13 protein-coding genes are annotated in these 14,765 nt (G+C 48.0%); 6 read left to right on the top strand and 7 right to left on the bottom strand.

The genetic code is table 11. From position 1 onward, the window contains the following. Positions 1 to 33 precede the first annotated feature (33 nt). Together dcd and L0665_RS10030 are read left to right on the top strand one after the other, a co-directional pair. Positions 34 to 585 (top strand): dCTP deaminase, encoded by a 552-nt coding sequence (dcd, locus tag L0665_RS10035; protein WP_274925547.1) that lies wholly within the window; start codon positions 34 to 36, stop codon positions 583 to 585. Between the two features lie 84 nt (positions 586 to 669). Further along, positions 670 to 2,502 carry a threonine--tRNA ligase gene (locus L0665_RS10030; protein ID WP_274925546.1) on the top strand — a complete coding sequence of 611 codons (1,833 nt, stop codon included), beginning with the start codon at positions 670 to 672 and terminating at the stop codon, positions 2,500 to 2,502. 188 nt (positions 2,503 to 2,690) lie between these two features. Here the strand turns inward: L0665_RS10030 and L0665_RS10025 are convergent, their stop codons facing one another. From L0665_RS10025 to L0665_RS10000, 6 genes are all read right to left on the bottom strand, one after another. After that, positions 2,691 to 3,152 carry a hypothetical protein gene (locus tag L0665_RS10025; RefSeq protein WP_274925545.1) on the bottom strand — a complete coding sequence of 154 codons (462 nt, stop codon included), beginning with the start codon at positions 3,150 to 3,152 and terminating at the stop codon, positions 2,691 to 2,693. Positions 3,153 to 3,392: 240 nt separating this feature from the next. Next, the gene (locus tag L0665_RS10020) at positions 3,393 to 3,836 is read right to left on the bottom strand and encodes a hypothetical protein (RefSeq protein ID WP_274925544.1); all 444 of its coding nucleotides are present in this window, start codon (positions 3,834 to 3,836) and stop codon (positions 3,393 to 3,395) included. Positions 3,837 to 3,897: 61 nt separating this feature from the next. Then, positions 3,898 to 5,859: a PAS domain-containing sensor histidine kinase gene (locus L0665_RS10015; protein ID WP_274925543.1), complete on the bottom strand. Its 1,962-nt coding sequence runs from the start codon at positions 5,857 to 5,859 to the stop codon at positions 3,898 to 3,900. Beyond that, the gene (locus L0665_RS10010; protein ID WP_274925542.1) at positions 5,852 to 6,970 is read right to left on the bottom strand and encodes an FIST C-terminal domain-containing protein; all 1,119 of its coding nucleotides are present in this window, start codon (positions 6,968 to 6,970) and stop codon (positions 5,852 to 5,854) included. The genes L0665_RS10015 and L0665_RS10010 overlap by 8 nt, the downstream gene beginning before the upstream one ends. 193 nt (positions 6,971 to 7,163) lie before the next feature. After that, a complete protein-coding gene (gene nifB, locus L0665_RS10005) occupies positions 7,164 to 8,069 on the bottom strand; it encodes a nitrogenase cofactor biosynthesis protein NifB (protein WP_274925541.1) in 906 nt (301 codons plus the stop codon). Positions 8,070 to 8,324: 255 nt separating this feature from the next. Further along, on the bottom strand, positions 8,325 to 9,305 hold the full coding sequence (locus tag L0665_RS10000) for a radical SAM protein (protein ID WP_274925540.1): 981 nt from the start codon (positions 9,303 to 9,305) through the stop codon (positions 8,325 to 8,327). Positions 9,306 to 9,408: 103 nt separating this feature from the next. Here L0665_RS10000 and L0665_RS09995 point away from each other — a divergent pair, with 103 nt between their 5' ends. Continuing rightward, positions 9,409 to 9,942: a hypothetical protein gene (locus L0665_RS09995; protein ID WP_274925539.1), complete on the top strand. Its 534-nt coding sequence runs from the start codon at positions 9,409 to 9,411 to the stop codon at positions 9,940 to 9,942. A 9-nt stretch (positions 9,943 to 9,951) separates the two neighbouring features. Here L0665_RS09995 and L0665_RS09990 read toward each other — a convergent pair whose 3' ends face one another. Beyond that, positions 9,952 to 11,052, bottom strand: coding sequence for a hypothetical protein (locus tag L0665_RS09990; protein WP_274925538.1), 1,101 nt, complete (start codon positions 11,050 to 11,052; stop codon positions 9,952 to 9,954). Positions 11,053 to 11,563: 511 nt separating this feature from the next. On the opposite strand from L0665_RS09990, the gene L0665_RS09985 reads away from it, so the two are divergent. From L0665_RS09985 to L0665_RS09975, 3 genes are read left to right on the top strand one after another with little or no spacing between them, the layout of a single operon-like run. Next, complete coding sequence (locus L0665_RS09985) at positions 11,564 to 12,778, top strand: COG1361 S-layer family protein (protein WP_274925537.1); 1,215 nt, start codon at positions 11,564 to 11,566, stop codon at positions 12,776 to 12,778. A 3-nt stretch (positions 12,779 to 12,781) separates the two neighbouring features. Further along, positions 12,782 to 13,990 (top strand): ABC transporter permease, encoded by a 1,209-nt coding sequence (locus L0665_RS09980; protein ID WP_274925536.1) that lies wholly within the window; start codon positions 12,782 to 12,784, stop codon positions 13,988 to 13,990. Positions 13,991 to 14,027: 37 nt separating this feature from the next. Beyond that, complete coding sequence (locus L0665_RS09975; protein WP_274925752.1) at positions 14,028 to 14,705, top strand: ABC transporter ATP-binding protein; 678 nt, start codon at positions 14,028 to 14,030, stop codon at positions 14,703 to 14,705. The last annotated feature ends 60 nt before the right edge of the window (positions 14,706 to 14,765 follow it).

Here is a 14,765-nt window from a genome sequence, read left to right as displayed (position 1 = left end):
TAACTCCTCACAACCCATTTTCTATCAGATATTATGATTCTCGTTGACTGGCAGATACAGGATCGCATTGAGCGGGGGTTTATAAAAATCGACCCGTTCGATTCGAAGTTTATTCAGCCCAATTCTATTGACATCCGACTTGGTGACCATTTTGTGTGGTATGAAGAGTCTGATGACGTTATTGACCCGTATGAACAGGATTCAATTGTATCCCACGTAGACGAGAAACATGCGGAGTACATTGATGTTCCGCCCGGAATGTTCCTTTTGGCAGAGACACACGAGTGTATCACACTGCCGGATAACATCGTTGCAACCATCGAAGGGAAATCAAGTATTGCGCGTCTGGGCATTGCCCTGCACCAGACCGGGGGATGGATTGATGCTGGATTTTGTGGGACAATTACCCTTGAGATCTCAAATGCAAACCGCCGCCCGGTCCGCCTCTATGCAGGAATGGCAATAGGTCAGCTTGTTTTTTACACAACAGAACGTGCAGAGAAACCATACGGTTCAAAAGGGGATGCCAAATATCTTAACCAGCGGCAGGCAACCCTCTCACGTTACCATAAAAATGTCCGATGACCCGGTCAGTACCGGGAATCCATACCCTAATTATGGAACAGATCTAAACAGTACTTGCGATATATATACCATGGAGTATCCATTATGCGAATTTTGCTGATTCATTCCGACCAGATAACATATGAGACCCAGAAGAAAACACCGGTAGCAGAAGAGAACATTATACCGGCCGACGGACTTGAAGAGGCACTGACAGCATTCTGTGCTGTCGAAGCGCCGGACGAAGATAATATCCCGGGTGTTGCGGCAAAGACCGCGGCGGAGATTTTGGAGACGGCTGAGAAGCTCGGTACGACAAATATCATGATCTACCCGTATGCCCACCTCTCCAGTGACCTTTCAAACCCGAAGGCAGCGATTGAGGCACTGACCACAATCGAGGAGATCTGTTCCCAGAAAGAAGGGATGACCGTCAAACGTGCACCGTTTGGATGGTACAAGGCATTCACCATCTCCTGCAAGGGCCACCCCCTCTCAGAACTCTCCCGGACAATCACCCCGGAAGATGCTGAAGAGAAGGCAGAGAAGAAGAAAGTCACCCATACGTTCTTTGTCCTCACCCCCGAAGGCGCACGGGAAGATTCCACGAAATATGCAGATGACACTCCATTCGGGAAACTGGTCAAAAAAGAAACCGGAATTGCTGCAGAAGTATCCGGAGACTCTATACACTGCGAACTGATGCGGGCAAAGGAACTCGTTGATTATGAAGCCCTCTCTGATGTCGGAAATCTCCGGTGGTTACCCCGGGGGAAAATAATTCGCGATCTCTTAAGCGATTATGTCCTCGGACTGGTACTTGACTACGGTGGCATGCCGGTTGAAACGCCGGTCATGTATGACCTTGACAACGCCGCTATAAATGAACACGCAGGTAAGTTCGGCGAACGCCAGTACCGGTTCAAGTCAGGCAACCGTAACATGATGCTCCGGTTTGCAGCCTGTTTCGGGATGTTCTCCATAATGCACGACATGCACATCTCGCCAAACACGCTCCCGATGAAGATGTATGAGCTCTCTACCTACTCCTTCCGGCATGAGCAGAAGGGTGAGTGCATCGGTCTGAAGCGCCTCCGCGCCTTTACGATGCCCGACATGCATTCTCTCTGTCTCGACATGGACCAGACACTCTCCTGCTTTGAAGAGCAGCTGATGATTGGCTGGCAGACCGGCCGGGATCTCGAAACTCCTCTTGCCGGCATATTCCGATGCACAGAAGGATTCTACGAAGAGCATGAGGAATGGGTAAAAGGCATCGTAAAGACGTCCGGTGTGCCGATGCTCATTGAACTGCTCTCTGACCGTGTGCACTACTGGGTGGCAAAAGTGGATCTTGCGGCGATTGACGGGCAGGGCCGTCCTATCGAGAACCCAACCGTCCAGATCGATGTTGAATCGTCAGAACGCTTTGACATCAAATATTTCTCCGAAGAAGGGGAAGTCCACCCACCTATCATCCACTGTTCTCCTACCGGCTCAATTGAACGCGTTATCTGCGCCCTCTTAGAGAAGACTGCAACACAGGATGTCCCAATGCTTCCAGTGTGGCTCTCCCCGACACAGGCACGGATTGTGCCGGTGGCCGAGCGCCATATCTCCTACGCAACAGAGGTCTGTGAAGTCCTGACAAAGGCAGGCATCCGCTGTGATGTTGACGACCGTGAAGAATCGGTCGGTAAAAAGGTCAGGGAAGCAGGCATGGACTGGGTACCATATGTTGTAGTTGTTGGGGATTCTGAGGCTGAATCAGGCCTACTTACCGTGACCATCCGGAAGGACTCACAGCCAAAGAAACCATACAAGGAAGAGATGACACCGGTTGCACTTGTAGAGAAAATTTCTGCTGTGACAGCAGGCAAGCCATCACGGAAAATATACACCCAGAAGAATCTCTCTGTAAAACCGCGGTTCATCTGAATTTTCCTACCATATTTTCCATTCCTTTTTGACCCCACTACACACCACACAGGATACGCCGGAGTATCATCTGTACGGGAGTCCATTTTACATCACTCACATATCGCCGGCGGAATGAACATACTGTCCAGGCAGAACCTGCAGGAGGCAAAATAGAAAGGTGATGTCCGGGAAAAGGAAAGAGAGTCTTAGACACCCATCATCGTCACACTGCTACCCATCGCCACCATCCGTTCCGTGACGTCGCCGTTCATGACAGTAATCTGCAGGGTAACATCATCCCGCATATGCTGCGGATCCTTCAGGGAAGGCATGGTGTGACGGAAGGTATAGACATAAACCGGCGGGGTGCCATCGTCGTGATGATAACTGGTGCAGTCAGTCACCTCAAGGCTGGTACCGTTGTAGAATGCAGTCACCGCATATCCAAAAAGTTTCGGAGATTCCGCAATTTCCTCTTCAATTATTTTTTTGAGGGATTCTTCTGCGTCATTCTCAGCCACCTGAAAATATGGGAGAGAAACGGGGTCTCCGAGTGCGGGGGAGGCAGTCTCCTGCGGGTTGGGTGTGGTGAGACAACCTGCCCCACAGAGAGCAGCACATATGCAGGCAGCACAGAGAATAAAACAGGGGATTCTTCCAGATGCCATCCTACACATCCTCAATTCCGCCCGGTTCCGCCATGCTGGCGGGAAAACGATCATTCAGGACATATTTTGTCAGAATTACTGCATTCATTCCCTGATCTTGTTCTTTCGGATACTTATCTACAGTGATTTTTCACGTTTTTACGAGTACCTGACACTGCCCTGCAATCAGGCAAATCATCCTACCACATCAAGCGTCATCTGCCGGTCACAGGCAATCCGCCCATTCTTCCACTCACAGTCTTATTCAATAAAGAGATACCGACCGGCATACTGCCACATTACATCCAGATATGCATCTTTGGGGCGGGCAAGGATCACAATACGATTTGCAGACAAACATGCATACTCCCGCAACATCGCAGCGACACGGGCTGCACCCTCCTCATCATTTTCATAGATCTCCGGGTCATGCACAACCACAATCAATGATGCATTGCATATCCGGACACCATTTACAACCTGTGACTGACTGCCAACCCTAATAACTGAAGTATCGGGATACCCATCTGCCGCCGTCACAAAGGTTCCGTCACGGGCACGGCCACAGGTAATGACCAGTGCATCCCCTGATTTATGCAGGAGGAGGCCAGCAAGTGTTTTTTCCAGAACAGGCCGTGGCGCTGTAACCAACGTTAAAAAGCCGCGTTCACAATACCCCACTGGCTGTATGACATTCTGATGCATGTACGTATATCCGACCCGGTCTACACATGAACATACGCCGGAGACGGGGTAAAAGTGTTAGTCACTCATCAGAAGGAGAGATGCGGCAGGCACCAGGGGGAAAAAAGAGAGAAAAGGTCGCCCCCCTGCCCACCGTACCCGTTTCTTCAATGGAGATATTGGTTAGCTCCAATATTTCCCGAATTAGATATAGTCCATATCCGGTGTTTGACCCAAAACCTTTCTCAAATATCTGTTCTTTCTTCCCGTCAGGCACACCAACACCATCATCTGCAAATGCGAGCGTACCACCTCCTTCTGAAGACGGAACCCATGTGACTGCCACTGAAGAGGCATTAAACCCGTGCCTGAGTGCATTATCCATCAGATTAAAGACAACCTTCTCAAAGAGATCATCTGCATATATCTCAAGATCACCCGTAGAACACGATATATTGAGTGCAGATACCTCCGTATTCTGCGAGACATTTCTGACAATGGCCCGGACATACTGCCATCTGGGCGCCTTCATCCCAATATCCTGATAATCCTGTGAAAAGAGGATCTGCCGTTCAATTGTCTCTGCAATTTCAAACAAATCTGACACATACTCAGCAGCAACAGGATTACCTGCTTCAACAGTATCTGCGAGCAACTCTTTGAAGAGCAGCATGGCAGTCACCTGGTTCAGGATGTCATGTCGGGTGACAGAGGAAATGAGCGAAAGTTTCAGGTTCGTCCTCCGCAGGGCCTCTTTTGCCATCACCTGGTCACTAATGTTGATCACCGCCCCACGTATGCCATCTGATTTTCCATCACGAATTATCTGCCCACCAGAGACCAGTGCAGGGAATGTAGTCCCGTCCACACGCCGGACAGTTAACTGCATCCCCTGTATCCAACCACCACACACAGCCTCGGCTATTTTGTTTTCAGCATGGCTGACATCATCAGGGACAACATAGTCAGTGAGATTTAAGCTCATATCCAGCTGATCCGGATCTAACCACAGGGCAGAAAATGCGGTCCGATTTGCAAATGTCACGGTTCCTGCTTCATCACATTCAAAGAGAATAATGGGAATGAAATCGGCAAGTTCCCTGAACTTTTTTTCACTATTTCGCAGCTGTTCAAGCATCTCTCTCTTTTTTTCGGTTATATCAATACCAAAGATGGCAACAGCATCCACCTCCCCGACACTGCCAATGACCGGAGTCATGTGCATCTCAATAGCGCAGCTATTCATCTCCATTTCAGTTATAGCAGGCTCCCGATTTTCAAATACACGCGTAATTCCCCCCATCATGTCCTTCATGACAGGGGTAAAACGCTTTTGGATATCTGAATCATTCATCCCGGCATGTAAAAAGCCAGGTATCCGGTTAAAGACAGAATTGGCTACAATAACAGACCTGTCACTTCCAATTAGTGCTGCAATTTCAGGGATGCTGTCAATAAATGTCTGCATCGCATTTTTTGAATCTTTCAGACGTTGTTCTGCCACAGTACGTTCACGAATTTCATCAACCAGTGCCTGGTGGGAAAGGCATCCCTGGACAGATATCGCAAATTTCCGTACTACATTGCGCAATTGTGCCATTTCTTCCGCACTGAATGCTTCATCCCTGTTCTGAGCATAAATCTTCAGGACACCGAAATCCCCCAGAGGATAGAGTGCATACGCCCCTCCCTGAATTCTTTTTTCTGCAATAAATGAATCAAACTCAGGATCATGGAAGGAATAGGAGACAGCCCTTTCATTGGTAAGCGGATTGAAGAGAGGATGGGCAACAGGCAGCGTCACCTGGTCTGCCATCACCAGAGGATAGGCATAGACACATGTTGCATCTCCTGCTTCCCCCCCATTTTTCAGAACATCATTTCTGAGCCAGAGTGAAACAAATGAATAGTTCTTCCGGGCCAGCAGAAGGGTGCAGAATGCATCACAGTTTTCCTGCAGGTCAAGGGAATTACCTATGGAAAAGGCCAGCTCGTTGATGATTGAAAGATTTTTAGAGACAGCAGATACCTGATTATTACTCATAAAACCGTCCGGCCACACATGTATAATTCAGATATTCAATCATCCCTGTGCCCATTGAACTTATTTCCCCAAATGACAGAATACCTTCCAGCTGGACTGACTCCAGTTTACCTGAAAGTACCTGTTCCACCGCTTTGAGTTCACAGGGATATTTATCGCCGCAGTTCCATTTCCGGGAAATACAATCAATCAGGAAAAGAAATTCAGATTTCTCCTGAAGACCCGCAGTCGCAACCTCGGCAGCTGAGGCGGCGGCTTCCACCAGAGACGCATAGGAATATTTTGCAACACGAAAGACAGCATTCTCCGGAATATCACCAGCACAAACAAGTGACCCTTCCGGCGTTACCTGCAGCACCCCTCTACAGACAGATTCAGGGAATTCCGTCTGAAGTACCAGGGGATATTTTACGATGCATTCTTCCGGACGTATGCCGGAGTACTCCCTACGGCAATCTTCCTCTATTGCTGAAAAATATTCATTCCAGGGATTTTTCCAGTTTATTTCCAGCACATGATTCTGTTCAGTCAGGGTTGAAACCATGGAATCTGAAATAGGAATAAACCCATGACGGGCTGCAACCGTGCATTCTGAAGAGAGAATCACAAAGACAGCAGCACTATCTGAGAATATCTCATTTGAAAAGACACAGGGCCGAAGGATTTCATCCTCATATCCCATACCTGAACCAATATATGTCACTCCATTCCCAAACATCCCATATATCTGACGGAGAAAACGGGTAGCAGAACAATGGCCGGGAAGATACATCATCACTGTCGTGCTATGTCCCGCACAGGGGATTTCCATATCCTGAACAAAGCCAGATGAGATATGCCCAAAAACAGGATCCGGTACAACAAACGGGCCTGCAGCACAGGTATATCTATGGATTAACGCACCGCAGTCCCTGACAGTTGTTCCAACGATGAGGCCCGGCGCAATCCCCCCAATAAACCGGATCCCCCCCCGGGTGAGTTCTCTCTGCAGTTCTCCAATATCCGGAACATCTGTATCCGCAAAGAACAGAGTGTAAATATCATCGGATCCTTTCGAGAGACTCTTTGCAGAAGCGAGAACATCATCTGTTGCTGATGAATTGATATACATTTATTCAAATGCCCCAAACATTCAATATATAAGCATACATTCAAAGCATTATAAATATTCTTCAGAAAACGCTCATTTACCCGCCCTGATTCTGGTTCAGATTAAAAATAACATGCAAATGAATATATTTAGATTTTATCAAAAATATCCGGAAAAGAAGCGCAAAATAAAATCAAAAAATTGTAGAAATATATTACTGTGAACCGCAGTTCCGGTATATTTCATCCTGCACATCTTTCCCAAGCTTTCCAATAGCATCAGAGCGGCAACGTGCACAGTGCCTCATCTGGCGGACATACGGCTCACATGCGTCATGCATCTCCTTCTTGTCTGCAAGCGTGGGTGGAGTGATGTGGGCAAACTTATACTGCGGAATGACCGGGATAATATTGAATGTATAGACCCCCATCTCCCCCATCTTCTTTGCGATATCAACGACATGGTGGTCATTAACACCCGGAATGAGAACCGTGTTTATCTTCACCAGCATCTTGCGCTCCACCGCCATCTCAATGCCTTTCAGCTGCTGTGCAAGGAGGCGTTCTGCGGCCTCACGCCCATGCAGTTTCTCTCCTTCCCATTCAACATGGGAATATATTTTCTCCCCGATTGCAGGATCAATCGCATTGCAGGTCACCGTAATGTTCCCTACATCATACTCATCGAGGAGATCAATATACTCGGGAAGCATCAGCCCATTTGTGGACAGGCACTTGATGGGAACAGGGAATTCTTCCTTTAACATACGAAGTGTCTCGAAGGTCTCCTCGTTTGCAAGGGGGTCGCCGGGCCCTGCAATGCCTATAACCTTGATGTATGATAACTTCGCCATCACTTCCCGGACCAGCACGAGGGCTTCTTTGGGGGAGAGCACCTTACTGCAGACACCGGGCCGACTTTCATTGACACAGTCAAAGTCACGGACACAGTAATTACACTGGATATTACATTTTGGCGCCACCGCGAGGTGCATTCTACCAAACTTGTGACACGCATTTTCACTATAGCACGGGTGTTCCTGAACCTTCCTGAGGACGCTGGGGTCGTACGGGATCTCTTCCCCGTTAACTGTTGCGGTGGGATATTCGCCGGATGTCATATAGTAGCCAAATTTGTTGCAGACTAATAATAAACGTATGGAAACGACATAACGAATCCAGGAGAGACCAACATAGTAAGGATTACTATTATCCCATTTTTTGAAATAGCCAAAACAGATACAGAATTCAATTCTGCCCAATCCCTTTACTCAGGCTCCTTTTCTCTCTTTTTCAGATAGCGATCGCTCTAAACTCTCGGTTACAGAAATATCCGAAAAATAAGCGAAAAACAGAACTAAAAAAGAATTGGAAAATTACAGCGAACCACGGTTCCGGTATATCTCTTCCTGCACATCTTTTCCCAGTTTCCCTATAGCATCAGCACGGCAGCGTTCACAATGCCTCATCTGGCGGACAAAGGGGGCACATGCATCATGCATTGCCTTCTTGTCTGAAAGAGTGGGCGGGATGATATCTGCAAATTTATACAGCGGAATGACTGGGATAATGTTGAAAGTATAGACACCCATCTCCCCCATCTTCTTTGCAACATCAACCACATGGTGGTCGTTGATACCCGGGATGAGAACCGTGTTTATCTTCACAGCCATCTTGTGTTCCACCGCCATCTCAATGCCTTTCATCTGCTGTGCAAGGAGGCGTTCTGCGGCCTTACGCCCATGCAGTTTCTCCCCTTCCCACTCGACATAGGAGTATATCTTCTCACCAATGGCAGGATCTATGGCATTACAGGTGACGGTAATGTTACTTACACCATACTCATCGAGAAGATCAATATACTCGGGAAGCATCAGGCCGTTTGTGGAGAGACACTTGAGGGGAACCGGGAACTCTTCCTTTAACATACGAAGTGTCTCGAAGGTCACATCATTTGCAAGTGGGTCACCTGGCCCTGCAATGCCTATCACCTTGATGTAGGAATCCTTGCTCTTCACTATGGTGCCGGATGGGTGGGAGATTGGAAAAATATCAGAGCCTATCACCTTGACGTAGGAATCCTTGCTCATCACTTCCCGAACCAGCACAATGGCCTCTTCCGGAGAGAGCACGCTACTGCATACACCAGGGCGGTTTTCATTGACACAGTCAAAGTCACGAATACAGTAATTGCACTGGATGTTACAGTCTGGTGCCACCGCGAGGTGCATTCTTCCAAACTTGTGAGACGCATTTTCGCTATAGCACGGGTGTTCCCGGATCTTCCTTAGGGCGCTGGGGTCGTACGGGATCTCCTTCCCATTCACTGTTGCAGTAGGATATTCGCCAGATGTCATGTAGTAGTAAACCATGTTAAAGACCACAAATAAACGTATGGAAACAGCGCAATGAATTCGAGAGAGACCAACATAGTATATATTCGATGATGGATCTTCTACTATGAATCGGAAAGGATCAGGCACTCTTGCCATATTTGCACTTATCCTCGCAGCGCTGATATGTGGATGTGCCACGACAGAGGAACCGGCGGAACCCGTTACACCGGTAATTACACCCGTTCCTACCATGGAAGAGACGTGGGCCGTTACCGAACCTATTTTTGTCAAATCGCCCGGGGTTCCGGATTACAAAACAGAGATCCGGGCAGAACCAATTAACAATGTCCTGGGGGTCTATGTCAGTCTGGACATTGATGCCACCGGAGCAGGGGGCAATATGGCAAGTGAGGGGGACAATCTTTTCATGGTCGGATTTGCCTACAATTATGCAAATGTACCAAAAGACTTTGCCATAACATCCTATAACGACGTCATATCCTCAGGAATTCCCTATAAATCACAGACTGACCGCATATTCCCCATGAATGTAAAGACATATCACCTCGAGGTTGTCGGGTTGAAAAACGGGATGCAGATTAATCCCGCTGAGCCCTACAATTACGGTGTTATCATCATGCTCAGGGATGAAATGTAAAAAACACCCTCAGGGATTCTCTTTTTTCGGTGCTCGTGTTATCATCACATCAAGATTCGGGACAATCATCCACACCGGGAAATATCCGGCGAACACCTGATCATCTACTTTGAACATATGGAGCCGCGTATACGCTTTATTGATGGTCTCGAGTTCTGTTTCCGCATCCTCCCCGGGAGTTTCCGGAAGTGCCTGAAGAGAGGTAAGCATAGTATCCCGCATAAGTCCATTGTTATATACAGAGACGTCAAGAACCAGTTTCCTGCTGTATATCCCCTGAAAATACCTCACAACCAGAAGTTGTGATAAAAATACCAGAAGAAGGGGAAGGGCATTCGGCCCGAGGGCAACGAATCCTTCTATTCTCATCACACTGGATAGCGACTGTCCCGGAAGGAGTAAAACACCCAGTATCAGTACGCCTGATATGGCTGCAAGGAAGGCCATGACAAGAATGAATTTCATTCCGTTTGCAATCCCCTGATTCATGCTCCGTGATATGTCTGTGCGTATTCCCAGAATTCCGGAGAAGAAACCAGGAGAATACGGTTTTATTTTCATTATCCCTATATAAAAAGCAATAATCGCAAGGGACTGTACAATGAGTATTATCGCTGATCGGATTTCAAAAAATCCGGTGAAAAGACCAGTCAAAGCAAGGATGATACTTACAGAAAAGAGCAGAATAAAACCCGGGGCTATTGGCTGGCAGTTAATAAAGAAGAGATTCCAGAGAGACTCTGCATAGAGCTTGCGTTCATGTTTAACCGCCGTACCGGCACTTGTTGCCGCATCACGCAGGAGATCGGTGAAACCCCCGTTTCCTTTGTCTGACGGAAAGGCGATATCTGATTTCTGAGTCGGGAGCATCAGAATAATTGGATTAAACATCAGAAGAAGGAAGGATGACACCACCCAGAAGAGGCTGAAATTTGGCAGTTCTATGAAGAAAATAACATTCATGATAAATGCAAAAAAAATCAGAACCATTGCATATTTTCCTGCCCCGTGCACTTTGCTGTATTCCGATATCTTCTTGTCAGTATCGATAATTTCTCCCTGCATCTCATCAATGAGACGCTGGCGCTTCGCTGAATAATTGTCACTCATTCCAAACATCCTGATGCCGGCCGGACTCCCTGTCCAACTCTCTTCATATGCAGATATGTACTCTCCCTATATTGAAATTACTTCGGGAAACCGCATGTAGGAATATTTCGGAGAAAACATACGGATTATCTTCACGAAATCTGTTTTGATTCAGTTCATCCTGTGAATGCACCATTTTGTTCCGGATTATGTGTCCATATGGAGGAGTGGGGGCATATGAATACACAGGAATACTCCCCCCACAGGCATGCCTGGTAAAATGGCAAAGGGATTCCGAGGAACCATTTCTGCCAAACGTTCACGTCCTGGACAGCACCAACAGCGACATCTCAGCTTTTCGGTGCATTTACCTACGATCCTGCTTTCCTTTCAGGATTATCTGAAATACGTGCCTACCACATTATTCAAAATTACACAAAAAGGACCATAATTCTTTTTAATTGCTTACCGTCACAGTAATTATATTACCAGACGGGGCGAGGCAATGTATACCAAACGGGAGAATTACAGGATGATACAATATGTGTGCGTGTTCTGCATCTGCATAGCAGCACTGGCAGGAATTGCAGCCGGAGGGCTGTATGAACCGACAGTCATGGCGACAGGGAGCACGGTTACACCCACAGTCCTGATGCCCGGGGATACCGGCATGATCACCGTCGTTCTGAAGAACACAGCGCAGACATCGACGGCGACCGAATCTGACGTGCAGATCACCACACAGACAGATTTAAACCCCACGATTACAAGCGTCTTTTTAGACGGCAGAAATGACATAAGAGTCCTCGGCGGAAACTCACAGTTCACGGGCGACCTTGGTCCGGGACAGGAAGTCACTCTCTCGTTTCTGATCAAAGCCCCGGAAGAAGCAGGCATCTACTTCCCGGTTCTTCGTGTCCGGGTACGGGGTGCAGAAGGGCTTACCTACCCGGTGCCGGTGAATGTGAATATGCCGATAGCAACCCTCAGCACGGCAATGCTGGTTGTAACACAGGATGATACCGGATATGTGGTTCCAGGAGAGACTCTCAACCGCAATATAACCGTCACAAACAGCGGCAGGAGTCCTGCTTCAGACATCCGTATCCGGATTGCAGATGACAACCCCTATGTCGGCCCCGTACAGACCGGAACATTCTATCTTGATACGCTTGCACCCGGAGCGTCAGAGGAATTCACGGTCAGTCTTGTTACCAGCCGGTCACTGGAGAACAGTGTGCAGGAGATTCCCCTTGAAATTACCTACGCTGTCGTGGACGGATTACCGGTGGCACTGAAAGACTCCCTCACCCTTGATGTCCATGGGCATGCAGAACTCTCCATCGCATCGGTGCGCACCGAACCAGCCAAAATTTCCGGGGGAGAACCCTTTGAGATGACCATCCGGCTGGAGAATACGGGCACAGATGAGGCCATCTCAACCACAGCAGAGATAGACCTGCCCTTCGGTGGGACAAAAGAAGCATTTATCGGAAAAATTAAACCGAATAACGATGGTCCGGCAGTATTTTCTCTTGACGGTGGAAATGGCGGGGATTACCCTTATACCTTAACCGTCACCTGGGAGGATGACTGGGGTCTGCATACTGAATCATTTGACCTCACTCTTCCGGTGAAAACACAAAATACAACCGCGGGAGTTATCGGATTTATAATTGTCCTCATTCTTGCGGCGGGCGGTGCCTATTACTTCCTGATATATCGAAAGAAGACCGGGCAGGAATAGTCAATGTTTAATGATCTGCGAGTGTCTGCCTTTCTTGCGACCCGGTCAATCCAGCGGGGCGGCAGAGGCAGAAATGCCATGTATATCATAATCATTGCGCTGGTACTCACCAATATGATATTCCTCCCTTCGGTGATTATGGGAGCAATGGACGTCTATTATGAGCAGACCATCGATTACATCTCATCAGATGTCATCATCAAACCGCCCGAAGATGTCCGGTACATCGATGATGTGGAGACACTGCTTGCAACGGTCAACCGGGTGCCAGGTGTCGTGAGGGCCTCTGCCCGCTATCCCATGGCGGGGTCAATAGACTTCGAAGATAAGAACGTTGCAATGAAGATTGATGCCTTTGATCCACGGGATGAGACAGAGGTCACCTTATTTCACAAACACATAAAGGATGGAGATTTCCTTGGCAGCGGAGACAGGGACCAGATCATCATCGGCAGTCTCGTGGCAGGCGAAAAAGATGATACCGGCGAGTTTTATGCCTCCCTCGGTGGTGCCACAGTCGGAGATTCAGTTAGTGTCAGGTATGCAAACGGTGTCGTCAGGGAATACCGAATTAAGGGAATAATAAACACCAAGTCGTACCAGGCAGACTACATGGTCTTTGTGACAAAAGATGAGATGGATGCTGTCACCGGCCCGGGCGGGGCACAGGCAACAGAAGTGCTTGTGAAGACTATATCAAACGAAGATGCACCACTCGTTAAAAAACGAATTCTTGAATTTGGTGTTGGAGAGAATGTCAAGACATGGGAAGAAGCACTGCCTGATGTCGTGAGTGAGTCAATTGAGTCCTTTGCGATAATCAACATGATCAGCGTCTTTGGAGGACTGGTCATCGCGGTTGTCCTCATCTTTATCATGACCACGATTAAGACGTTCAACAACCGCAAACAGATCGGCATCCTCAAGGCAATCGGTCTGAAAAAAAGCATCATCATCAATTCGTATGTAATGCAGGTGATCTTTATCTGCCTGATAGGAGCCATTGTCGGATCCCTTCTCCTCGGGGCGATGGTCCTTACCTTTACCACATATCCTATTGAATTTCCGGACGGGAATGTGACACCCATCGTGACATGGGCAATGATCGTCGAGAATACTGCACTGCTTTTCATCTCATCTGCTATCGCTGGGTTCATCCCGGCCTGGAGAGTGACAAACGAAGGAATTTTGGAGGCAATCAGAGGTGGATGAATACATAAAGGTCGGAGACCTTAGGAAACGGTATACCATGGGGACATTAGAGGTTTCAGCAGTCGACGGAGTTACATTTTCTGTCAGAAAAGGTGAGTTCATGGGCATCATGGGCTCATCGGGGTCAGGAAAATCAACTCTCCTCCATATGCTTGGCCTGCTTGATCCACCGACGAAAGGAACAATTGCCATTGATGACAAGGATGTCATCTCTCTTTCCGAGTCAGAAAAGGGGATGTTCCGCCTTTCCCGGTTCGGGTTTATCTTTCAGGATTATGCACTGGTTCCTGAACTGACTGCAGAGGAGAATGTCTCCCTTGTCGCAATGGCACGGGGAGAAGGGCCAGAGTCATATTCCCGCCGCAGCAGGCAACTCCTCAGCCAGGTAGGTTTGGGGGATCGTATGGCACATCTCCCATCTGAACTCTCCGGAGGTGAACAACAGCGGGTGGCAATTGCACGGGCACTCATCAACACCCCGGAGATCCTCTTCGCAGACGAACCCTGTGCCAATCTGGACAGTACCAATTCACGGGCAGTGCTTGATTTATTCCAGACCATTAACCAAAAAATGAATTTGACCGTGATCATGGTATCTCATGAGAACTGGCATATGGAATACTTTGACCGGGTAATTCGCCTCCGTGACGGAAAAATACATGAGGATTTCCGGCCGGAAAAAACAGAAGCTGCGACCTCCCCATTACGTCTCTGAACTTTCACCCTGCACGGTCCTGATTTTAAAAGGATGCTTCCGATACCATATCATGACCAG

The sequence above is a fragment of the Methanogenium marinum genome, from assembly GCF_028912405.1.
Classification (GTDB): domain Archaea; phylum Halobacteriota; class Methanomicrobia; order Methanomicrobiales; family Methanomicrobiaceae; genus Methanogenium; species Methanogenium marinum.
Note: the sequence above shows the minus strand (reverse complement) of the source record. Positions and strands in the feature narration are given on the sequence as shown.